This is a genomic window from Peribacillus kribbensis DSM 17871, assembly GCF_000430765.1.
Classification (GTDB): domain Bacteria; phylum Bacillota; class Bacilli; order Bacillales; family DSM-1321; genus Paraperibacillus; species Paraperibacillus kribbensis.
Genome location: NZ_KE387237.1, coordinates 180,121 through 203,005, shown reverse-complemented (window position 1 = coordinate 203,005; position 22,885 = coordinate 180,121). Strand labels below are relative to the sequence as shown.

At 43.3% G+C, this 22,885-nt stretch carries 23 protein-coding genes, 3 tRNA genes and 1 riboswitch; of the genes, 3 read left to right on the top strand and 23 right to left on the bottom strand.

The window, feature by feature from the left end; translation table 11 throughout:
- Positions 1–723: 723 nt before the first annotated feature.
- The 16 genes from H539_RS0112150 to H539_RS0112065 form a co-directional block, all read right to left on the bottom strand.
- Positions 724–797, bottom strand: a tRNA-Arg gene (locus tag H539_RS0112150).
- Positions 798–947: 150 nt separating this feature from the next.
- On the bottom strand, positions 948–1,871 hold the full coding sequence (locus H539_RS0112145) for an AEC family transporter (RefSeq protein ID WP_026693740.1): 924 nt from the start codon (positions 1,869–1,871) through the stop codon (positions 948–950).
- 93 nt (positions 1,872–1,964) lie between these two features.
- A complete protein-coding gene (locus tag H539_RS0112140) occupies positions 1,965–2,930 on the bottom strand; it encodes a 2-hydroxyacid dehydrogenase (RefSeq protein ID WP_026693739.1) in 966 nt (321 codons plus the stop codon).
- A 291-nt stretch (positions 2,931–3,221) separates the two neighbouring features.
- A tRNA-Arg gene (locus H539_RS0112135) sits at positions 3,222–3,295 on the bottom strand.
- Positions 3,296–3,975: 680 nt separating this feature from the next.
- A tRNA-Arg gene (locus H539_RS0112125) sits at positions 3,976–4,049 on the bottom strand.
- Positions 4,050–4,191: 142 nt separating this feature from the next.
- Positions 4,192–4,701 (bottom strand): metallophosphoesterase, encoded by a 510-nt coding sequence (locus tag H539_RS0112115; RefSeq protein ID WP_026693736.1) that lies wholly within the window; start codon positions 4,699–4,701, stop codon positions 4,192–4,194.
- Complete coding sequence (locus tag H539_RS0112110) at positions 4,698–5,306, bottom strand: XTP/dITP diphosphatase (protein ID WP_026693735.1); 609 nt, start codon at positions 5,304–5,306, stop codon at positions 4,698–4,700. Before H539_RS0112110 ends, H539_RS0112115 begins: the two co-directional genes overlap by 4 nt.
- A 5-nt stretch (positions 5,307–5,311) precedes the next feature.
- Positions 5,312–6,055, bottom strand: a complete 744-nt coding sequence (gene rph, locus H539_RS0112105) for a ribonuclease PH (RefSeq protein WP_026693734.1) — start codon at positions 6,053–6,055, stop codon at positions 5,312–5,314.
- Between the two features lie 110 nt (positions 6,056–6,165).
- Complete coding sequence (locus H539_RS0112100) at positions 6,166–7,227, bottom strand: GerMN domain-containing protein (RefSeq protein ID WP_026693733.1); 1,062 nt, start codon at positions 7,225–7,227, stop codon at positions 6,166–6,168.
- A gap of 206 nt (positions 7,228–7,433) precedes the next feature.
- Complete coding sequence (gene racE, locus H539_RS0112095; RefSeq protein WP_026693732.1) at positions 7,434–8,231, bottom strand: glutamate racemase; 798 nt, start codon at positions 8,229–8,231, stop codon at positions 7,434–7,436.
- Between the two features lie 10 nt (positions 8,232–8,241).
- Positions 8,242–8,688 carry a MarR family winged helix-turn-helix transcriptional regulator gene (locus H539_RS0112090; RefSeq protein ID WP_026693731.1) on the bottom strand — a complete coding sequence of 149 codons (447 nt, stop codon included), beginning with the start codon at positions 8,686–8,688 and terminating at the stop codon, positions 8,242–8,244.
- Positions 8,689–8,939: 251 nt separating this feature from the next.
- Positions 8,940–9,164, bottom strand: a complete 225-nt coding sequence (locus tag H539_RS0112085) for a helix-turn-helix domain-containing protein (protein WP_026693730.1) — start codon at positions 9,162–9,164, stop codon at positions 8,940–8,942.
- Positions 9,165–9,342: 178 nt separating this feature from the next.
- Entirely contained in the window at positions 9,343–9,819 is a 477-nt protein-coding gene (locus H539_RS0112080) for an acyl-CoA thioesterase (RefSeq protein ID WP_026693729.1), read from the bottom strand.
- 171 nt (positions 9,820–9,990) lie between these two features.
- On the bottom strand, positions 9,991–10,749 hold the full coding sequence (gene sdhB, locus H539_RS0112075; protein ID WP_026693728.1) for a succinate dehydrogenase iron-sulfur subunit: 759 nt from the start codon (positions 10,747–10,749) through the stop codon (positions 9,991–9,993).
- A 3-nt stretch (positions 10,750–10,752) separates the two neighbouring features.
- Positions 10,753–12,510 (bottom strand): succinate dehydrogenase flavoprotein subunit, encoded by a 1,758-nt coding sequence (gene sdhA / locus H539_RS0112070; protein ID WP_026693727.1) that lies wholly within the window; start codon positions 12,508–12,510, stop codon positions 10,753–10,755.
- A 79-nt stretch (positions 12,511–12,589) separates the two neighbouring features.
- Complete coding sequence (locus tag H539_RS0112065; RefSeq protein ID WP_026693726.1) at positions 12,590–13,198, bottom strand: succinate dehydrogenase cytochrome b558 subunit; 609 nt, start codon at positions 13,196–13,198, stop codon at positions 12,590–12,592.
- A gap of 360 nt (positions 13,199–13,558) precedes the next feature.
- On the opposite strand from H539_RS0112065, the gene H539_RS0112060 reads away from it, so the two are divergent.
- A complete protein-coding gene (locus H539_RS0112060; protein WP_245602170.1) occupies positions 13,559–14,071 on the top strand; it encodes a YslB family protein in 513 nt (170 codons plus the stop codon).
- A 104-nt stretch (positions 14,072–14,175) separates the two neighbouring features.
- Here H539_RS0112060 and H539_RS0112055 read toward each other — a convergent pair whose 3' ends face one another.
- The 3 genes from H539_RS0112055 to trxA all read right to left on the bottom strand — a co-directional run bounded on the left by H539_RS0112055 (position 14,176) and on the right by trxA (position 18,086).
- Complete coding sequence (locus H539_RS0112055; protein ID WP_026693724.1) at positions 14,176–15,408, bottom strand: aspartate kinase; 1,233 nt, start codon at positions 15,406–15,408, stop codon at positions 14,176–14,178.
- A gap of 138 nt (positions 15,409–15,546) precedes the next feature.
- A riboswitch (Lysine riboswitch) is annotated at positions 15,547–15,722 on the bottom strand.
- A 62-nt stretch (positions 15,723–15,784) separates the two neighbouring features.
- A complete protein-coding gene (gene uvrC / locus H539_RS0112050) occupies positions 15,785–17,557 on the bottom strand; it encodes an excinuclease ABC subunit UvrC (RefSeq protein WP_026693723.1) in 1,773 nt (590 codons plus the stop codon).
- Positions 17,558–17,771: 214 nt separating this feature from the next.
- A complete protein-coding gene (gene trxA / locus H539_RS0112045; RefSeq protein ID WP_026693722.1) occupies positions 17,772–18,086 on the bottom strand; it encodes a thioredoxin in 315 nt (104 codons plus the stop codon).
- Positions 18,087–18,323: 237 nt separating this feature from the next.
- On the opposite strand from trxA, the gene H539_RS0112040 reads away from it, so the two are divergent.
- Entirely contained in the window at positions 18,324–18,875 is a 552-nt protein-coding gene (locus H539_RS0112040; protein ID WP_026693721.1) for a hypothetical protein, read from the top strand.
- Positions 18,876–18,952: 77 nt separating this feature from the next.
- Entirely contained in the window at positions 18,953–19,369 is a 417-nt protein-coding gene (locus H539_RS0112035) for a phosphate-starvation-inducible protein PsiE (protein ID WP_051348555.1), read from the top strand.
- Positions 19,370–19,425: 56 nt separating this feature from the next.
- Here H539_RS0112035 and H539_RS0112030 read toward each other — a convergent pair whose 3' ends face one another.
- The 4 genes from H539_RS0112030 to H539_RS0112015 form a co-directional block, all read right to left on the bottom strand.
- Positions 19,426–20,406, bottom strand: coding sequence for an electron transfer flavoprotein subunit alpha/FixB family protein (locus H539_RS0112030; protein WP_026693719.1), 981 nt, complete (start codon positions 20,404–20,406; stop codon positions 19,426–19,428).
- Between the two features lie 68 nt (positions 20,407–20,474).
- Positions 20,475–21,248: an electron transfer flavoprotein subunit beta/FixA family protein gene (locus H539_RS0112025; RefSeq protein ID WP_026693718.1), complete on the bottom strand. Its 774-nt coding sequence runs from the start codon at positions 21,246–21,248 to the stop codon at positions 20,475–20,477.
- Positions 21,249–21,385: 137 nt separating this feature from the next.
- A complete protein-coding gene (locus tag H539_RS0112020; RefSeq protein WP_026693717.1) occupies positions 21,386–22,159 on the bottom strand; it encodes an enoyl-CoA hydratase in 774 nt (257 codons plus the stop codon).
- 76 nt (positions 22,160–22,235) lie between these two features.
- Positions 22,236–22,838, bottom strand: a complete 603-nt coding sequence (locus tag H539_RS0112015) for a fatty acid metabolism transcriptional regulator FadR (RefSeq protein WP_026693716.1) — start codon at positions 22,836–22,838, stop codon at positions 22,236–22,238.
- Positions 22,839–22,885 lie beyond the last annotated feature (47 nt).

Sequence of the window (22,885 nt, the reverse complement as noted above, 5' to 3'; positions counted from 1 at the left end):
CAAACTGACTTCCAATGGAAAAAGCTGGATTTTTTCGTTTTTATTACTGGTATTCTGAAAATGGGGAAAAAGTTTTGGATGTCTGATTTCACATTCCCATCATGGCAGACTGTCCATTGATTTAACGCTTAAGCATGCTGCACATAAGATTGGGATGGCAAACCTGATGTCCCTGAAGTGACTGCTGAATGGTACGTACTGCCTGCTCTTCGCGGGCTGACATATGCTGAAGCACTTGAGCGTTCAGCTGTTCTTGACAAGCATCTGCATATACTTTGATTGCTCTGCTGCGTCTGTTGAATTAATTGGCGGGCAAGCGGGATGCCTTTGGAGGAAATATCGTATAATCACTACAATACTCAGTATGAGACGCGATTTCCCGCTCAGAAAGATTCCATCGTAGATATAGAGGGAGGAATTCCCCTTAATTTGTAAAAATGGGTAAAAAGTGCTTAATTAAAGGGAGAAATTCCCTCTATTGATTCAAAAAATTAAAAAATGGAGCCATTTTACTCCTATAAGGGGAAAACCTCACCTTATTTCCCCTGAAACAAGTTTCATTTTACATTTAGCCGGAAAATCTCCCCTTATTTTTTTCGGTTCCTTGATTTAGGACAAGACTTTATCGGTTTTACTGACTTTCGGGAGCCCAAAGAGCACTATTGAAAAAACAACAAAAAAAAACACATTACTCAGAAAACTAAGCAATGTGTTTTTTGTTAGCGTCCCAGGAGAGATTCGAACTCCCGACCGACGGCTTAGAAGGCCGTTGCTCTATCCAGCTGAGCTACTGGGACGTGACACGATTAAGACTGCTCTTATGTATATGGCCATTTTTCTAACTTTGACCGTCTTCTATCTTACTATAAGTTCCGGGAATGGGCAATGCAAATAAAACAAAACGATTAAACTTTTTTAAAGTCTGCAAAAAAAAGAGACCAAATTGCCTATTTAACGAGCACAATCAAAACCGGCATTACGATAAAGGACAATAGGGTAGTCCAGAGAATGGTCTTGGTGACAACCTTAGGAGATGCATCAAATTTTTCTGCGAGAATTCCAGCATTTATCGCTACTGGCATACACGATAAAATAAAGAGGACTGAAAACATGATGCCATCAATACCTAAGAGATATAAACATAATAAAGAAATGAGAGGACCAATAAACAATCGAATTCCTAAGCCTATCCAAAAGGTGATCTTTATTTCCCTGCTGGTACTCCCTATTTTGACATTAGCAATCTGCGCTCCTAAAATAGCCAGAACAATGGGCGGATAGGCATCGGCAATCATGGACACACCTGTAGAGACACCATTTGGCAGAGATAAGTGAAAGACTTTACATAAGATCGCCAGAACAGCTGCATAAATAGCCGGCAGCGAAAATATGGATTTTAGTGCATTTTTCACCGTAAAATGGGAACGTGCCGCAAAATAGACTCCCAGCGTATTCATCAAGATCATTTGAAAAACAATATAAATGGATGCCTTTTCAAGTCCATTCTGTCCAAAAGCAAGCAATATAAGAGGAATCCCGTAGTTAACCGCATTTGTAAAAGCAGAAATCAAGGACAATCCCGCTATATCATTTGATGGCAGTTTAAAAAGTTTTCCTAATAGATTGGATACCGCCCAAAGCAATAGTAAACTTAATAGGGAAAATGCCAGAGTCAAATAAATATTCTCACTCGATACCTCGGATTGGATTAAGGTATTGAATATCAAAAACGGAGTGAAATAATATAAAACAAAGTTCAAGATTGGCTTTATTTCCAACTTATTGAATCTAGTGAGAATGCCCCCGGACAGAACCGGTATAACGAGCGGAACAATTACATGAAATAGCGTTGCTAAAATTTCATGAATCATCGCTTCCCTCTCAATTATGCAAAGACCGCCTATCGACGGTCTCTTTATTTTGCTACTTTGATAGAATCGTTATGTATGGTTCCAGAAGTTCATTCACTTTACGTTTATTAAGGTAGGCGGCACATCGCCCTGCAGCCCGGCAGCTAAGTTAACCGCTCCCAACATGGCCATTTTAAACCGTGTTTCATGAGTGGCTGAGCCAATATGGGGAAGTGTAACAACGTTATTCATAGTGAGCAGGGGATGATCCTTCTGAACCGGTTCCTGAACAAACACATCAAGACCCGCGCCAAGAATCTCCTTTGTTTTCAATGCCTCGATTAAAGCCTGTTCATCAACGGTTTTTCCTCTTGATCCATTAATAAAGATGGCCGTCTCTTTCATCAGCTCGAATTCCCTTTTCCCCATTAATTTTTCAGTCTCGAGAGTTAAAGGCGTCATTAAACAAACAATATCAGATTGTTTCAAGAGATCTTCCAATGAACAATAGACTGCATGGTAGTTCTGCTCCGCTTCCTCGTTGCGCGAACGATTGTGATATAAAATTTCCATATCAAATCCGCAGTATGCTCTTTTTGCTATGGCTGCCCCTACTCTTCCCATACCGATAATTCCTAATATTTTGTGGTGCACATCAACTCCAAACCATCTCTCCTGCAGGCTGGAATTCCATTGCCCTGTTTTTACCCATTGATCTAACTCCGGAATCCTTCTTGCCGCAGCTAAAATTAATCCAAAAATAGTATCTGCTACTGTATCATTCAGGATATCCGGGGTATTAGTTGCCATCACTCCATGCTCAGCCAGTGCGGATAGATCAAGATTGTCATATCCAACAGAAGTATTGCACACTATTTTTAAGTTGGGGGCTTGTCCTAACAATTCTTGCCCTACTTTAAGCCCGGATCCCAATATGCCTTCTGCATCTTTCAGTTCTTCAAGAAAAACTGGATAGGTTTGTGCATCTAATTTTTCAAAATAGGTAACATCCAATGTTTCTTGAAGAAAATCCAATACTGCTTGATCAACTTTTTTATACACAATCGCTTTTGGTTTCATTGAAGTTCCCTCATTTCTTTGGCTTAAGTCTTATTCCCAGCCTTTAAGTAGGTTCATCTCTCCGTCTGACTGGAGCCGGCATTTTGATCTTAAGCTCCGCCTGCTAAAGCCTATCAATTATCATACCATATCATCCAGAGTCATAGCCTTTCCAACTTTCTCAAAAATCTACTGCAGGTGATTGACTCAGCAGTACAAAAAAAACCTGACAACAAAAAAGGCTGATATACATCGGACAACGATTATATCTAATCGTAAAACCCTTATATACCAGCCTTTTTTATACTGTAGCGTCACAGGAGAGATACGAACTCCCGACTGACGGCCTAGATGGCCGTTGCTCTATCCAGCTGAGCTACTGGGACATATCGCTTTTCTTCCTCTCAGACAACAGTCATTTTTTGAACTTAGACCGAAATGGCTTCTCATATAATAGATTTGCCTTTTTTTATGATGCATGATAAAAGACTGAACCAAGCTGTCTCAAATTGCATTAAATATATTAACAACGAAAAGAGGTGATTCAATGACTGGTTCTGTTGATGTAGTAACAATCCTTTGGGAAAGAACTTCGTTAATACCTTTAACTCAGCGCAGAATTGTACAAGCTTCCGTGATTGGGAGTGCTGCTCCTTGCGCTAACACTTTAGGTCGGGGGGATCTATACAGAGCTGCTGTAACTTGTTTACTTGAAAATAGATTTGTACAAGTATTGAACCTTGACTCAGGGCTAACTGGGGTTGCTGTGTTCATCCGAGTATTTTAGTAAATAATTACCGGACAAAGTATTTTTGTTTAAAAATACTTTGTCTTTTTATATAAGTCCTATAATAATCTTTTAAATGAGGTTAAATTAGAATTGGCAGCTCCTCCATAACCTTCCCGCATTAATATTCACATCCAATATTGGCCATACAAAAAAACCTCCCATATCGGTTGGTTAGTAAGTCAAGATCCGTTGTAATTTCTTACAAGACCGTTTCTGAACGTTTGGCCAAACGATATAAGAGGTTGATTTGACGGGCTTTAGCACCCGATTAGTTAGCGTCCCAGGAGAGATTCGAACTCCCGACCGACGGCTTAGAAGGCCGTTGCTCTATCCAGCTGAGCTACTGGGACATGTTTTAAAGTGTTTCCCTGACGACATTTTTTATTATAGTGGCATAGCAATCAAAAGTCAACACTATTTTTCAAAAAAATCAGGGAGAAATGTTGAGCCGTTTGTTTCTTCCTGCTTCTCCCTGATTTATTATACACAACTTCAGCCTAAATGATAAGTTTGACTTAGGGTTTCTAGTGGTTTTCCTTCCAAGGTATAAAAGGATACGGACACATCCCGGTTTTCAGCCTCAAGCAGTACATAGGTTTTTTCACGGATGCCTTTCGGGAGCCTTATGCTGCCGGGATTGATGAAGAGCCTTCCGTCTATGAGCTCAGAGCCGGCAATATGGGAATGCCCGAAGCAGATGATGTCTGCTTCCTCTTCCTCCGCCTTATACTGCAGGTTCATCAAAGTCATTTTCACATTGAAAAGATGGCCATGCGTAATGAGAAATTGATAATCGCCAAATTTATGGCTGATCACTTCTGGAAACCTTGAATCGAAGTCGCAGTTGCCTTTTACATATTCCAAGGATTTCAGCGCCTCATGCCCAAAGTCCAGCTCGGAATCTCCGCAGTGGATGAATAGATCTGCATCCTGATGACGCTCTTTGAGCAGGATGACCTCATCTTCCAGGCCATGGCTGTCACTCATAATCAGTGCCTTCATTCTGCTTCCCTCTCCAAGAATTGATCCAGCAGACTTGCAAGCTTGCTCAAAGCATTCGCACGGTGGCTAATTTGATTTTTTTCATGGGACTTAAGCTCAGCCATCGTTTTGCCAAGCCCATTTACTTCAAAGATGGGATCATAGCCAAATCCATTTTCCCCTCTTGGAGCTTCAGTAATGGATCCTTCCACCGTGCCTGAAACGGTCAGGGTTTCCTTTGAAGGAACAGCAAGTGCCAAGGCACAATAAAATCTTGCCGTCCTTTTTTCCGCTTCTATCCCCTTCAATTCGCCAAGCACCTTTTCAAGATTGGCTTGATCATCCTTCTGTTCGCCGGCGTATCTGGCTGAATATACGCCTGGTCTTCCGTCTAAAGCATCGACAGCCAGGCCAGAATCATCCGCTACCACAAAGTGGCCGGCAATAGCCGCGATGGCCTCCGCTTTGATTACAGCATTCTCTTCAAATGTGGTCCCGGTCTCCTCCACGTCAGGAGAATCCGGGATATCAAGAAGGGTCAGCACCTTATAGCCCCTTGATTCAAAGAGGCTGGCAAATTCGGCTGCCTTTCCTTTATTTTTTGTTGCAATGAGAACACTCTTCACCTTTTTCACTCCTTGCTGATAAGTTCTGCTGCCTCTCCCAATACTTCTTTTTGAAGCGATATTAACTCATCGATGCCATTACGGGCGCTCCCAAGGATTTCCTGGAGCTGGTCATAAGTAAAAACAGCTTCTTCCCCTGTTCCCTGGAGCTCGACAAATTCCCCGTTTCCTGTCATCACAATATTCATATCGACGAGCGCATTAGAATCTTCCTGATAATTCAAGTCTAACACAATTTGATTTCCTTCGATAATTCCCGCACTTGTAGCGGCAAGGAAATCTTTAATCGGAAACACAGACAGCTTTTTCTCCGCATAAAGCTTATGAACAGCAAGACAGAGCGCAGTGAATGCACCTGTAATAGAAGCCGTTCTGGTCCCGCCATCCGCCTGGATAACATCACAGTCAATCCAGATGGTCCTCTCTCCCAAAGCTTCTAAATTTACGACAGCCCGCAGCGCCCTGCCGATCAGCCTTTGAATTTCCATAGTTCTTCCTGTAACCTTGCCTCTGGAAGATTCTCTTATGGTCCGCTGCTGTGTGGCACGCGGCAGCATAGAATATTCCGCATTGATCCAGCCCTTTCCCTGACCTCGCAAAAACGGAGGGATGCGCTCTTCTATACTGGCTGTGCAGATTACCTTAGTATTTCCCGTAGATATCAGGACAGAGCCTTCCGGGTGCATAAGATAATCTTTTTCGATATGTACACTTCTTAATTCATTATATTTTCTTCCGTCATTTCTCAAAGCAGGATCTCCTTTAGGTCATTTTCTTAGTTATTTTAGGCTATAACAAAATAAGAGGCGGAATCTCCCGCCTCACGCCCTTATAGCTATAGTATATCAAAAACCGCCCATTAAAAACTTCCTGTATTGACTTTTTCCGGTCTTGTCACTGGTTCTGTAACAGCTTTTCCATTTTCGGTGGTGATCTTAGGCTTCCCATCCACCAGGACCTCTACGCTTTCGATTCCCTTCTGCTCTGTTAAAGACAGCACCAATGAATTGAGAAGATAGCTGGAGACTTGATTATTTTTGGTGGAATTCAGGACGGATTTATTGAAATTAAGCGTAACCCTGCCATCCTTATTTTTTGGCGGATCAAGAAGGGCCACTTCCGGGACAAAGTCTGATAATAATCCTGAGCTGTATGCAGGACCCTTAACCAGCTCGTTTAAGGCAGCAGTCACAAGGTCATTATCTTGATCGCTGACACGCCGGGTGACCGGCACATAATAATAGCTGCCTTCCTTGCCTCCCATATAATATACGGTCACTGGCCTTGTATTGGAAATATCGGTAATGCCTGAGGTATCAGCATTGATGCCAATAGACCTCGTCAATCCTTTGGAAACCGGGGTATTATTGACAGGCATGCGGGTCAGCTCCCTGCCTTCCATTCTGATATTCACCTTTTTGATGGAGTCAAACTGAGTCAGCGTCCATGTCACGGCCTGGAGGATTTTCAGTTCATCCTCCTTTTTGTAGTTTTTAAACTCCTTTGAGAAATCAGCGGTGGCGACACCATTCTTATTAACATCGAGGTCCACCTTTGTATCTGCCGGAAGCACGGCTTTAAATCCATTTGGAAGGAGCTCCTCCACCGGCCCTGCAGCTACCAGATATTCAAGAGCCTGTTTGGCTACCCCCTCGGATGCAGGAAGATTGAGGGTCTGCGGGACCACGTACCCGTTCTTGTCAATCAGATAGAGTTCCGTTTTGACTTCCGCCTTAGCTTTTGCCGTTTCTTTGGTTTTCGTTACTGTTTTATCTTTCAGCTCAGATGCATCCTTTAAATAAGATACATCCTTTGGCGGGTCGATCTCTTTTTCTCCCCCGCCAAACAGGCTGCATCCGGATAACATGACTGAGGATGCCAGCACGGTATAAACAATGGCTGTTTTTGTACCTTTAGACATTCGAATCCCTCCAGTGACAGTTTGTACTACTATCTATACGAGCCTTCAGAAAAAAATAGACCGCCCCAGAAAAACTTTTGGACAAACAGACTGCTTATTCAATCACTGGCACCATATTAGACAAAAACGGCTTTAATTCTGTTCATCTCTCCATAAAAAAACAGCAAGTCCTGGATATTCATCCAAAGTCCTGCCGTTTTCTCTCATCAATCTATTTTTACAGTTTCTACATCGTCTATTTTTCTTTCAAGCCATTCGGAAGCAATTTTTTGAAAAATAGCCTTTGAGCCTGTTGTGTAAAATTTATATACGGGTTCTCCCTGGCTTTCATTCATTTGTTTGTTAAAGTGGAGAATAACGCTTGCTTCGCTGGCGGTCTCTTCCCCAGAAGAAATCACTTCAATGTCTTTTCCCATATAGTTGCTGATAATGCCGCCTAAAAGAGGGTAATGGGTGCACCCGAGAATAAGGGTATCCAGTTTTTTTCCTTTCAGGGCCTTCAAGGTTTCCGCTACCACTTTTTTAGCAATCGGACTCTTAAACTCCCCGCTTTCCACAATGGATACAAATTTCGGGCATGCAAGGCTTTCCACTCTTGTCAGAGGATTAATATTCTTAAGAGCTGTTTCATAAGCACCGCTTTTAATGGTCCCTTCTGTGCCGAGTACACCGACATGCAGGCTGCGGGTCAGCTTCAAGGCAGCCCGGGCCCCTGGATAGATGACTCCCAAAACCGGTATATCCAGTTCATTCCGGATCTCATCGAGCACAGCAGCTGTAGCGGTATTACAGGCTATGATCAGCATTTTAATGTTCCGCTTCAACAGAAACCTGGTCATCTGCCAGGTAAACTTTTTGACTTCTTCGAGAGGGCGCGGCCCGTATGGACATCTGGCCGTATCCCCTAAATAGATAATATTTTCATGGGGCAGCTGCCTGATGACTTCTTTTGCAACCGTAAGTCCCCCCACTCCTGAATCTATAATGCCAATTGCTTCTTTCAAAAAACTCGCCTCATTCGTCTTTCATTTCTTGATGTAATTTTCCTAAGCTATATTTTAAATGATCCACTTCCTCAGCAGTGAACCGTTCTAAAACATTCTTTAAATAATCCTGACGTTTTACAATCACTTCGTCAATGATTTGCTTTCCTTCCGGAAGCAGATGAATCCTTACAACTCTCCGGTCATTGGTATCTTTTACACGGAGAACGAGTTGATTTTTCTCCATCCTGTCCACAAGATCCGTAGTGGTGCTGAAGGCTAGAAATAATTTATTGGACAGCTCGCCAATCGTCATATCCCCTTCCTCAAGCAGCCATTGCAAGGCATAGAATTGAGGAAGCGTAATCGGATAATTCGTTAATATATCTCTGCCCTTCTGCTTTATGATGGCAGCGACATATCGTAAATCCTTTTCTATTTGAGCGATCGATGAAGCATGCATTTCTTCTAATTTCATAATTATGGACAGCTCCCAGTTTACAGCATAAAAGTAATATACTTTATCATTATTGTCTATTAAATAACCTTAAATTTCAAGGTCTTTATCTTTTTAAGGCAAAGCTCTCCAAATAAAAAAACAGCAGGATAGCATGCGAATGAAACAGGATCCGTGGTTCCTTCTTCATCGCTTTGCTATTCCTGCTGCCTGATCAAATTTATGGAGGCCAGTGACAAGCTTGTGAGAGGCAATATAGTAATGGGTAACGGTTAAAGCTTCAATTCTCCCATACGCAAGAGCTCAACTACGGCTTGAGAACGGCCCTTAACCCCAAGCTTCTGCATAGCGTTGGAAATATGATTTCGGACTGTCTTCTCACTGATAAATAGTTCGCCTGCTATTTCTTTTGTAGTCTTATCCTGTACTAATAACTCGAATACTTCTCTTTCTCTTTTGGTGAGCAATGGCTTATGAGTATATTCGTTCTCCTTCAAGTATGGTAACCCTCCTTGCCTTTACCAGCTTTCACCTAGGAATGGGTGTATATTTAGTCAACATATCTTATGTTACTCCTGCAAAGGAAGTGACTCATCTTAAAGGACGACTGAAAAAAAAAGTAAAATCGGTTCCCTGCCGGGCATGAAGCTATCCCGTGCCTGCTCATCAGGCGTCTTAAGCCCCCGCCATGCTTTCCTTCTCGAGGCCATGAATCAGCTTTTGTTTATCTATCAGGGACCATGGAACAGGCCTGCCTGTACTCTTAGAGATCTGAACCATTGCCCCCCTTCCGGTAAACACGATTTTCCCGTCTCTTTTTTTCCCCATATAATGAATATCAGCTGAAGAATTCCCAATGGATTGGACCTTTACATGAATCAGGACCTCTTCCCCGAAAAAGACCTGGGCGAGAAAATCGCATTGAAGGTCTGCCACGACGGGAATGCTGTCGTTTTCCCGCTGAAGCCACGCATCCATCAGTCCATTCTCTTTAAGGAACTCGATCCTTGCTTCTTCAAAATAGGTGAAGGGTACCGTATTATTTAAATGGCCAAACATATCCGTTTCTGAAAATCGGACAGAGACTTTATGATAAAACCGGAATGAATTTTTCCATTCATCCATATTTTCAATATAAGAGCTTTTCCTCATCTCTTCTCCTCCAAAGTTGAATGAATACTCATTCATATATTATAATCAATTTATATTCAGTAATAAATAAAAACCTCATATTTTTTCATTGGGGGCAGGTCGGGCAGTTTGTAAAAATATAGTAAACAAGAAAGGGCTCCGGAATGTTTATTCCGAAACCCTTTCTTTCTATTATCGATCGCTTCCGAAGAAATTACGGAAGGATTGGATGGTGGTATCTCTGTTAAGTGCTGCAATGGAAGTGGTCAATGGAATGCCTTTAGGGCAGGATTGTACACAGTTTTGTGACATACCGCAGCTCGCGATTCCGCCATCTCCCATGATGGCATTTAAGCGCTCAGGAGCATTCATGGCCCCTGTTGGATGCGCATTGAACAATCTTACCTGAGAAAGCGGCTGAGGGCCGATGTAATCAGAGCTGCTGTTTACGTTCGGACATGCTTCAAGGCACACACCGCAGGTCATGCATTTAGACAATTCATATGCCCATTGGCGCTTTCTCTCTGGCATGCGGGGTCCAGGGCCAAGATCATAGGTCCCATCGATTGGGATCCATGCTTTTACCTTTTTCAAGGAATCAAACATTCTGCTGCGGTCTACCTGCAGGTCACGGATAACCGGGAATGTTCTCATTGGTTCCAATCTGATCGGCTGTTCAAGCTGATCAACCAAGGCTGTGCATGCCTGGCGCGGTTTGCCGTTGATTACCATGGAGCAGGCACCGCATACCTCTTCCAGACAGTTCATATCCCAAGTGATTGGGGCTGTTTTATCTCCATTGGCCTGTACTGGATTTCTGCGGATTTCCATCAAAGCAGAAATCACATTCATGTTCGGACGATAAGGAAGAACGAATTCTACCTGATAAGGGGCTGAATCAGGATTATCTTGACGGGTAATGATAAAACGGACGTTTTTGTTCTCAGCCATTCCTTAACTCTCCTTTTTCTTAGAATAGTCTCGCTTACGAGGCTTGATCAAGGATACATCAATATCCTCATAGTATAATTCAGGAGCTGAAGCGGCACCTGTAAATTTGGCCATTGTTGTTTTCATGAATTCATCATCATTTCGATCCGGGAAATCAGGTTTATAGTGAGCTCCGCGGCTTTCATTACGGTTATAGGCACCAAGGGTAATCACTCGTGCAAGCTGCAGCATGTTCTGAAGCTGGCGTGTGAAGGAAGCTCCCTGATTGCTCCATTTAGCCGTATCGTTGATATTGATATTTTTATAGCGTTCCAGAAGCTCCTGGATTTTCGCATCTGTTTCAAGAAGCTTGTCATTATAGCGGACCACTGTTACGTTATCCGTCATCCATTCACCAAGCTCTTTGTGGATCACATAAGCATTTTCTGTACCGTTCATGCTCATGATTTTGTTCCATTTCGCTTCTTCCTCTTTAACATGGCGGTCATACACTGAAGAAGAAACATCTTCAGAGCTTTTATTCAGGCTATTCACATATTTCAATGCATTCGGCCCTGCTACCATTCCGCCATAGATTGCAGAAAGAAGGGAGTTTGCCCCAAGCCTGTTTGCACCGTGCTGGGAATAATCACACTCACCGGCAGCAAATAGTCCAGGAATATTGGTCATTTGGTCATAGTCTACCCAAAGGCCGCCCATTGAATAGTGAACAGCAGGGAAGATTTTCATTGGTACTTTTCTAGGATCCTCACCCATGAATTTTTCATAGATTTCGATAATTCCGCCAAGCTTGATATCCAGTTCCTTTGGATCCTTGTGGGAAAGATCAAGGTAGACCATGTTTTCGCCGTTGATTCCAAGCTTTTGATTCACACACACGTCAAAGATCTCACGTGTTGCAATATCACGCGGAACAAGGTTTCCGTAAGCAGGATATTTCTCTTCAAGGAAGTACCAAGGCTTTCCATCTTTATAGGTCCATACACGGCCGCCTTCACCGCGTGCAGATTCACTCATCAGTCGGAGCTTGTCATCACCTGGAAGTGCTGTCGGGTGGATCTGGATGAACTCACCATTCGCATAGATGGCTCCCTGCTGATAGACGATGGATGCAGCAGAACCTGTGTTAATAATGGAGTTGGTGGATTTCCCAAAGATGATTCCCGGTCCACCGGATGCCATGATCACCGCATCTGAAGCGAAGGATTTAATTTCCATCGTTTTAAGGTTCTGGGCAGTAATACCGCGGCAGACTCCTTCATCATCAATAACGGCTCCAAGAAATTCCCAGCCCTCATACTTCGTTACAAGGCCGGCTACTTCATGACGGCGGACCTGTTCATCCAAAGCATACAGAAGCTGCTGTCCAGTTGTAGCACCGGCAAACGCTGTACGGTGATGCTGTGTTCCTCCGAAGCGGCGGAAATCCAGCAGACCTTCCGCTGTACGGTTGAACATTACGCCCATACGGTCAAACATATGGATGATGGAAGGAGCAGCTTCACACATCGCCTTAACCGGCGGCTGATTTGCAAGGAAATCCCCGCCATAGATCGTGTCATCAAAATGGATGTATGGGGAGTCCCCTTCCCCTTTTGTATTAACAGCTCCATTTATGCCGCCCTGGGCACAAACAGAGTGGGATCTTTTTACTGGAACTACCGAGAACAGTTCCACCTGATGTCCCTGCTCAGCAATTTTTATAGTTGCCATCAAGCCGGCCAGACCGCCGCCGACTACAATGATTTTTCCATTACTCAAGTCTGTCACTCCTTTTCAAGGTTCAAGCAGGCATGCTAGTAAAATGACCTGCGCGATATTCTCTCGAACTGCGAATCTCTTAAACAAATGCCAGGATCGCGCTGATGCCTACATAAGAAAGGGCTACGAAAATGACCATTGTTACATAGGTTGTGATTCTTTGAGCACGCGGTGATATAGTTAATCCCCATGTTACTGCAAAAGACCATAAACCGTTCGCAAAATGGAAAGTTGTCGATACAATCCCAATGATATAGAAAGCGACCATAAACGGATTATCAAGAATATTGGACATCATATCGAAGTTCACGTCACTGCCTCTTGCAGCAGCAATTCTGGTTTCCCATAGATGCCAGGCCACGAAGATCAGCGTGATGATGCCAGTCAGACGCTGAAGCATGAACATCCAGTTACGGAAATAGCTGTAACGGCCAACATTATTCTTAGCTGTAAACGCTATGTAAATTCCATAAATTGCATGGTAAGCTAAAGGAAGAAAAATGATGAATGTCTCGAGAAAAATCCTGAATGGAAGTCCTCCCATAAAATTCGCCGCTTTATTAAACGACTCGACTCCGTTGGTTGCATAGTGGTTCACCACTAAATGCTGAATAACGAAGATACCTAGTGGAATAACCCCCAGTAACGAATGCAGCCTTCGATTGGCAAACTCCCGATTTCCTGCCATAAGCTTGTAATACCCCCTTGAGATTTGGCTGTGCATGCACAAAATGTGAATATATCCCATTTTAATAGGATATTCGCTACAAAACTACAATTATCATTGTTTTGTAACATCTTATTAACATGTTCATTTTACTCCTCCCACCATTTAGCGTCAAGAAAACGGATACACAAAAACTTGCCAAATATAAAAATTTTTTATAAAATTTCAAACATTTAAATTCTCATACTCCCATTCTCAGGAATTCCCTTTAATTGTGTTACTATTTCAAAATAGCAAACAAAAATTCAACTTGAAGTTTGGTCAAGACTTTATAACGGAAAAATATCGTATATAATAGATTAAGAGAAAGAGGGGAGAATTTTGGGCAAAGAAACATTAAGCGAAACAACCATTGATCACACCACCGAACAGAACCTTGATGAATTGGATGGACATGACACCAGGAATGAGAGTCAGTCCGGGATAGAGCAGCTCCCGGTTTTCGGATACGATTTGATACGTGAATATCTTTTAAATGAAATATTGGGCCAGGACGCCCCCCAGCTCCTCTATTGGGGCGGAAAACAGCTGGCAAGAAAATTCCCTTTAAACTCTGTAGAGGAAATATGTGAATTTTTTCGGAATGCAGGCTGGGGCAGCCTGGAACAAATCAAACTGTCAAGAGATGAATCTTTATTCGAATTGTCGGGTGAGCCGGTCTTAAGGCGCCTGTCCATCAATACCGACTGCCACTTCCAGCTGGAAGCCGGATTTTTGGCTCAGCAGTTCCAATATCAAAAAAGGGTGTCTTCCGAAGCGGTGGAAGAAAGAAAAAAGCGATCCAAAAAAGTCTCTCTCATCGTGAAGTGGGATCTGAAGGATGTAATCGGCTGAAATATATCATACTGAAAAAGAGGCTGCCCAGCGCAAGCCTCTTCTTTATTTGGATTTAACAAAAAAAGAGAATGAAATCAACAGACTTCATTCTCTCATGTAAATCAATTATTTTTAATCGCCAGGGCATCAGATAAGTCAAAGGCATCATGAAGGGCATTTACCGCCTTCAGCATATGGCTGTGGGACACGACAGTGGATACCTTGATCTCGGATGTGCTGACCATTTTGATGCTGATAGAGTTTGAAGAAAGGACTTCGAACATCTGGGCGGCAACACCAGGATTTGATACCATGCCTGAGCCGACAATGGAGACCTTGGCAAGGTCGCTTTCAGTCTCGATCCTGGCAAAGCGGATTTTATCGCGGTTGGCTTCCAGAACCTCCAATGTTTCTTTTACATCCTCTGTTTTTACTGAAAATGAAAGATTCGTTTCATTTTCACCTGTCACACTTTGGATGATGATGTCCACATTAATATGGCTGTCAGCGAGAGCAGTGAAAATGGAAGAAATCCCTCCTCCTGTAAGTGGCAGGCCAAATACAGAGATCCTTGTAATATTGTCCTCGAATGCGATTCCTCTTACGACCAGATTTTGTTCCATTGAAATTTCCTCCTCGATGATGGTTCCGTTCTCTTTTTCGGTGCTGGAACGCACCTCAAGCGGCATCTTATAATTTTTTGCAAATTCAACAGCGCGCGGATGCAGGACTCCAGCTCCCAAATTGGCAAGCTCCAGCATTTCATCATACGAAACAGACTTTAATTTCCTTGCTGAATTCACATATCTTGGATCTGTTGTGTATACTCCGGTCACATCTGTATAGATATCGCATTTATCCGCATGAAGGGCAGCGGCAAGAGCCACGGCAGTCGTGTCAGAACCGCCCCTGCCGAGAGTCGTAATCTCACCACCGGATACTCCCTGGAATCCTGCCACAACGACAATATTCCCTGAAGATAAGAGCTTGTCTATTTTATCGGTTTCAATATCGGTGATCCTGGCATTGCCAAAGACTCCTTCTGTCTGGATTCCAGCCTGCCAGCCGGTCAGCGATACCGTATTATGTCCTCTTTCATTTAATTCCATGGAAAGCAGGGAAATCGTAATCTGCTCCCCTGTGGTGAGAAGCATATCCATTTCTCTTTTATTCGGATAGGGAGAAATTTCTCTGGCCATATCCACTAAATGATCGGTCGTCTTCCCCATAGCTGAAACAACAACTACCACTTCATTGCCTTGATTCACTTCTTCCAGAACACGATCCGCAGCATTTTTAATTTTTTCGACAGTCCCTACGGAAGTGCCTCCGAACTTTTGCACGATTCTCCCCAATTTGAACCCTCCTGTTGATTTCGTGAAAGCTTCCACCGTTTAACCTTCATTCTGTATGCTATGAAGAGAATACAAAAAAGGCAATGAGAATTATCTCATTGCCTGTGAAGGACGTACTAAAAAAATAATACGTAAACACAGTGAGATAGCTCTCCAAGATAAAATCTTGACAATCCTGCACTTCTTCAATGCAGGACCAGCTAAAACAGGTATGAGCCTGCTTCCGCTTCGGCGACACTCCCTTTCAAGATCCTTCTCTGAAGCTCACACTTCTCCAGACCTCTACTATTGAAAATCGCACCTCTATCATCACTTTAATTTAATAAAGTAATTTGAATATTAGTGATTATACCACAATTCTCTATAATCAACAATGCTAGTCTTTTAATTTTTTATAAATTTCTTCAGCTACATTTTTGGGGATCCCAATATTTATGAACTCTTCCACTGAGGCTTCTTTCATTTTCTTAACAGACCCGAATTGCTTTAAAAGCAGCTTCTTCCGTTTCTCCCCGATGCCCTGTATTTCATCGAGCAGCGATTGGAAAGCATTTTTCCCCCTCAGCTGCCTGTGGAAGGTAATGGCAAAGCGGTGGACTTCATCCTGGATCCTCTGCAGCAGATAAAATTCCTGGCTGTTCTTCTCCAGCGGAACTATTTCAAGCGGGCTGCCGATCATCAATTGAGAGGTCCTGTGCTTGTCATCCTTCACCAGTCCCGCTAGAGGAATCTCCAGCCCCAGTTCATTCTCCAGGACATCCCTTACTCCTTCAACATGCCCTTTGCCTCCATCGATGATGATTAAATCCGGGAGCGGCAGCTGCTCTTTTAAGACTCTCGAATATCTTCTCCTGACTACCTCTCTCATCGATTCATAGTCATCCGGTCCCTGGACTGATTTGATTTTATATTTTCGGTATTCCTTTTTTTCTGCCTTTCCATCAATAAAGACCACCAAGGCCGAAACAGGATTGGTACCTTGGATATTGGAATTGTCGAACGCCTCGATCCGGTGCGGAGTATAAATGCCGAGCTGTTCTCCCAGGCTTTCTATCGCTTTGATCGTCCGTTCTTCATCCTTTTCCACCAATGCGAATTTTTCTGTAAGGGCAATTTTCGCGTTTTTATTTGCCAGTTTTAACAGATCTTTTTTCGATCCCCTTTGAGGCTGGAGAATTTTCACTTCCAATAGCGCCTCAGCCATTTCTGTATTCACAGAATCAGGCAGCAAAATTTCTTTTGGCTTAAAGTGGTTGACCTTGGAATAAAACTGTCCCAAATACGTCAGGAATTCATCGTCCGGATCATTATAAAGAGGAAACATGGAAACTTCGCGTTCAATGAGCTTACCCTGTCTGACAAAAAAGACCTGAACACACATCCAGCCCTTATCATAGGCATAACCGAAGATATCTCTGTCCGTGAAATCATTCAGAGCCATCTTTTGCTTTTCCATGGTGGTTTCAATATGGGCAATTTTATCTCGGTATTCTTTTGCCCGTTCAAAATCCAGTTCCTCGGCAGCATCTGTCATTTTCTCAGTAAGCTCTTTTTTGATTTCCTTATAGCCGCCGTTAAGAAAACGGGTAATCTCTTCGGTAATCTTTTTATACTCCTGTTCCTGGATGTCATTCACACAGGGAGCAAGGCACTGTCCCAGATGATAATATAAACAGACCCTGTCAGGGAGCGTAGAACATTTTCTCAGAGGATACAGCCGGTCCAGCAGCTTCTTCGTTTCATTTGCCGCAAAAACGTTTGGGTACGGTCCGAAGTATTTACCTTTATCCTTTTTTACCATACGTGTGGTGATCAGGCGGGGATGCCGCTCTGATGTAAGCTTGATGAACGGATAGCTTTTATCATCCTTCAGCATGACATTGTATTTCGGGTCATGCTTCTTAATAAGATTAAGCTCCAATATCAGGGCCTCTATGTCTGAAGAAGTGACAATATATTCAAAGTCCTCAATTTCCTGTACAAGCCTCAGCGTCTTTCCATCATGGGAACCGGTAAAATAAGACCGGACCCTATTCTTCAGGATTTTCGCTTTTCCTACGTAAATAATGGTGCCCTGCCTGTCTTTCATCAAATAACAGCCTGGCTGATCAGGGAGCAGCGCCAATTTATTCTGGATAATCTGGTTCAATATGGTCACCTCGTTTCTTATGGTAAGTTTCTCTGGTAACGCCGCATATAAAAACCCGCCATCAACAGGCGGGGATCATTCACAAATCATACAATCATAAAAAAACACTATACTAATAGTATAAAAAAAATCCCCTCTTCCGGCAACTGGCTGGCATTGCCAGCACGCTGCTGTTTGGAAAAAGGGATTTTTTTAATAATAAGTCCTATGCTGATTAGGAATGTTTGCTGATTAATTCAGCAAGTGCTTCTTTAGGCTGGAATCCTACCACTTTATCTACTGCTTCTCCATCTTTGAAAAGAATCAAAGTAGGGATGCTCATAACGCCGAACTTGCCGGCAGTCTCTTGATTATCGTCAACATCTAATTTAACGATCTTAACTTTTTCACCCATTTCAGAATCCAACTCTTCCAAAACTGGCGCAATCATCTTACAAGGTCCGCACCATGGTGCCCAGAAATCAGCTAGGACAAGCCCTTGGCTAGTTTCATCAGTAAAGTTTTGATCAGTTGCATGTGAAATTGCCATCTTTAAATCCTCCTAAATATTCCTAATGAATTACTGACCAACAGTATATCATTAATAACCGCAGATGCGTTAATAATTTGTTTCAGGAGTAATGTACCCTGACAGGATCTATAATATTCCCAAACAAAGGAAAAAGCCACCCGCATCCAGTGCCGCGTGTCATATAATAATAATTCCCTTCCCCTCTTACATTTAAACCTTTAATAGAGAGATAAATTTAAGGGCTGGTTCTCTGGTGTGAATAGTGGTTTTATAGCATTTTGGATTATCCAGATTTCTCGGGCTTATGAGGTTTTTGCTCAGGACCCCAGGGTTTTTGCTCGGGCTCCCTGGATTTTTGCTCACACTATACCGGTTTTTGCTCTCGCCCTTTGGTTTGCTCAGCATGGCCGAGATTTAGCTCAGGCTGATAGGATTTTTGCTCAAGACCCCAGGGTTTTTGCTCGGACTCCCTGGATTTTTGCTCACACTATACCGGTTTTTGCTCACGACCTTGGGTTTGCTCAGCATGGCCGAGATTTTGCTCAGGCTGAGAGGATTTTTGCTCAAGACCCCGGGTTTTTTGCTCGGACTCCCTGGATTTTTGCTCACACTTTACCGGTTTTTGCTCACGACCTTGGGTTTGCTCAGCATAGCCCAGATTTTGCTCAGGCTTATCAGTTTTTTGCTCAAGAATCCAGGGTTTTTGCTCGGGCTCCCTGGATTTTTGCTCACACTATACCGGTTTTTGCTCTCGCCCAGCATCCCGCGGCTTTCGCTTCAAATCCATCCTATTTTTGTTCGTCCTAATAACATTACGAAAACAGCCTGATCTCCGAATGTCATCCTGATTTTTGGAGAAAATTATAAAACTGGAGGGCAAAAGGATGATAAAGGACCAAAAAGAACAGAGAATACATGTAAAGCTTTCATTAATCTTTCAATATGCATTGAATACTGCCTTGGTTTTACTGGGCATTGTTCTGTGCTTTTTGCTCGGTAAAGAGATTATCTATTTTATCCGTTATGCCTTTTTGACAACTGCCATACATAACCACTACCAATTTCTCGAGCGGATTCTTGTTTTCTTTTTGTATTTTGAATTAACCGCCCTAATTGTAAAGTATTTTAAGGAACTATATCATTTCCCGATGCGTTATTTTCTTTATATTGGCATAACGGCACTGATTCGTTTAATTGTTGTGTATCATGACAGTCCGATGAATACTTTTATTTTCAGTTCATCGGTTTTGGTCCTGGTGATCAGTTTTTATATGTTAAATCTGGCGAAGGAAAAGCACTAGGAGGTACCAGCCAGAAAAAAAAAGCAGCCCGGCTTGCTGCCAGCTGCTTTTTTGCTTTAATTCGATCCAACCTTAAGCTTTCTGAATTCCTCTGTCAACAGCGGAACCACCTCAAACAGATCTCCGACAATTCCATAGTCTGCTACCTTAAAGATATTCGCCTCAGGGTCTTTATTGATGGCCACGATGACTTTAGAATTGGACATACCGGCAAGATGCTGGATGGCTCCTGATATGCCGCATGCAATATAAAGATCAGGAGTGACGACTTTTCCTGTCTGGCCAATCTGCAGGGAATAATCGCAGTAATCCGCGTCACAGGCTCCACGGGAAGCTCCTACAGCTCCTCCTAAAACATCTGCAAGCTCTTTTAGCGGTTCAAAGCCTTCTTCACTTTTAACTCCGCGGCCTCCTGCGATGATGACCTTCGCTTCAGATAAATCCACACCCTCACTTGCCTTGCGGACCACATCCTTGATAATCGTACGCAGGTCCTTGATATCTACATCTAATGAAGAGATATCCCCTGTGCGTCCCCCATCTTTTTCAAGGGCGTCAATATTGTTTGGTCGTATGGTCACGAAAACAAGTCCATCTGTAATGATCTTTTTCTCGAATGCTTTACCTGAGTAAATCGGGCGGGTGAAGACCAGGTTGCCTCCAGTCTCTTCCAGGGAAGTGACATCAGAAACTAAACCTGAGTCCAGCTTCCCGGCAATTCTGGGAGCCAGGTCTTTTCCCAGAGCTGTATGGCCGAGCACAATTCCTTCGGGCTTCTCAGAATCGATGACTCCAAGAAGGGCTTGTGAAAAGCCATCGGAAGTATACTGGGCAAGGCTTGGGTGTGCGACTGTCACGACACGGTCAGCTCCATATTGAATTAAGGACTCGCCGAACCCGCTCACATCGCTGCCAAGTGCAACCCCGACAACTTCGCCTCCTTCCGAAATGGTTTTTGCAGCTGCAATTGCTTCAAATGATACATTCCGTAATGAACCGTCACGCACTTCTCCTAGTACAAGTACTTTTCTAGACATGTATAATTCCCTCCACTTGATCGTTTCTTTTTCAGATGGTTTAAAAGGACAGACTAATCTTCACTTGATTAAATCACTTTTGCCTCTGAGCGTAATAATCCTGCCAGTTCTTTTACCTGATCCGAAAGATCTCCCTGAAGGATCTTGCCTGCTTCTTTTTTTGGAGGCAGGAAAATTTCAATGGTTTTTGTTTTGGCTTCCACATCCTCTTCCTCTAGATCAAGGTCATCCAGCTCAAGCTCTTCAAGCGGCTTTTTCTTTGCTTTCATGATTCCTGGAAGGGATGGATATCTTGGATCGTTCAGTCCCTGCTGGGCAGTCACAAGCAGAGGAAGGGACGTTTCAATGGTTTCAGAATCACCTTCCACATCTCGGACAACGCTTACATTTTGTCCATCGATTGTAAGCTTGGTTATGGTTGTGATATAAGGAATGTTCAGCTGCTCAGCCACCCGCGGGCCGACCTGTCCGGATCCTCCATCGATAGCAACATTTCCTGCGAGGATTAAATCGGGATTCTTATCTTTTAAATACTCCGCTAAAATTTTTGCGGTGGTGAATTGGTCTCCATTTTCCACATCGTCTTCTATGTTAATGAGGATGGCTTTATCAGCTCCCATAGCAAGAGCAGTACGAAGCTGTTTTTCTGCCTCTTCACCGCCTACAGTCACTACGGTTACCTCACCGCCTGATGCATCGCGTACCTGTATCGCTTCCTCCACAGCATACTCATCGTATGGATTAATGATAAATTCGGCTCCATCTTCATTGATTTTCCCGCCGGACAGGGTAATCTTTTCTTCTGTATCAAATGTTCTCTTAAGCAATACATAAATATTCATGTCTTTACCTCCGTTTTGCATGTATTTGAAAGATTAAGAATTTTTATAGCGGAAGAATCCGGTTCCTATCATTCTAAATAGAGATATAAACCTTATTCTTCCTTCCTCCACGAATGGTTTTTACGGATAGCCAGCCATTATCTGCCTTTGAATACAGGCTCTCTTTTATCAATAAAAGCTGAAATCCCTTCTTTTGCATCCTCGGTCACAAACACGGTCCCAAAGGATTCCGCTTCCTTTTCAACACCTTTATAAAAGTTATCATGCTTCGAATAGTTTAAAAGATTGATAGCCGCTTTAACAGCAACCGGACTCTTTTTGGCAATCTTGGCCGCAAGCTCCCTGGCCTTGCCGAACAGCTCCTCTTCTTCATAAGCAGAGTTTGCGAGACCAGCGGATGCTGCCTCTGCCCCAGTGATCGGCTCGCTTGTCAATAGCATTTCTGCAGCCTTTGCTGTACCGACATATCGCGGAAGCCTCTGCGTCCCGGCAAAACCCGGCACCAGGCCCAGCTGAAGTTCAGGAAGCCCAAGCTTTGCGGTCTTGGAAACCAATCTGATATGACAGGCCATGGCCAGCTCCAGTCCCCCGCCCAGCGCCGCTCCATGAATGGCTGCGATCACAGGCTTGGAGAATTGTTCGATTCGTTCAAAGAGCCGCTGGCCCTTCGCTGCCAGTTCGGAAAACTCTTCTCCGGATTCAATGCCAGTAAATTCTTTTATGTCTGCTCCTGCTGAAAAGAACCTTCCTTCTCCTTTTAAGAGAATGACCCGGACATCCGTGTCATTTTCCAGCACGTCCAGGATGCCTGAAAGCTCTGCAAGAACTTTTGATGATAAAGCGTTCGCAGGAGGCTTAAGCATCGTGATTTCTGCGATATGTGCTTCAATTGAATACGTTACATAATCCATACACAATCCCCCAGATATGTATTAATAGCAGGCAGGATACAAAAGTCTTCATGACTTTTTTGTATCCTGATGTTAATTATACCTGTTTTTCCTCAATTTGGCTTCCACAAGCCCGGCCGAGCATGGCATGCAGCTGACGCGCCAGCTGTATCAGGCTGTATTTCTGCTCATTCATGACCCAGGTGGTGACAGTTTCGTCAATGGTACCGAAGATCATCTGCCTGGCAAGCTTTGTATCCAGGTTTTCAGAAAATTCTCCATTTGCAATGCCTTCCAGGAGAATTTTATCCATGAGTTCGAGGTAGCCCTTTAGAACATCATTTATTTTCAGCCTTAATTCTTTATTGGACTGGCGGAGCTCGAGCTGTGTAACGATGGCCAGATGATGGTCATCCGAAAGCTGCCTGAAGTGCTGCTCAATAAGAATCAGCAGCTTATCGGAGGCGCTATGGGCACCCTTCAGCTCATGTTCAATCGTTTCCACAAACAGCCCCATTTTTTCCTGAAATAAGGAAATTAAAATGTCTTCTTTATTTTTAAAATAAAGATAGATGGTTCCATCAGCAACCCCGGCCTGTTTGGCTATTTTGGATACCTGTGCTTGATGGTAGCCGTTTTCAGCTATCACAATGACAGCTGCGTCAATTATTTGTTTAAATTTGGGCCTATTGCGTTTCACTATTGTTCCCCTTTCAGAGAAAAACTGAATGAATCATCATTCATATT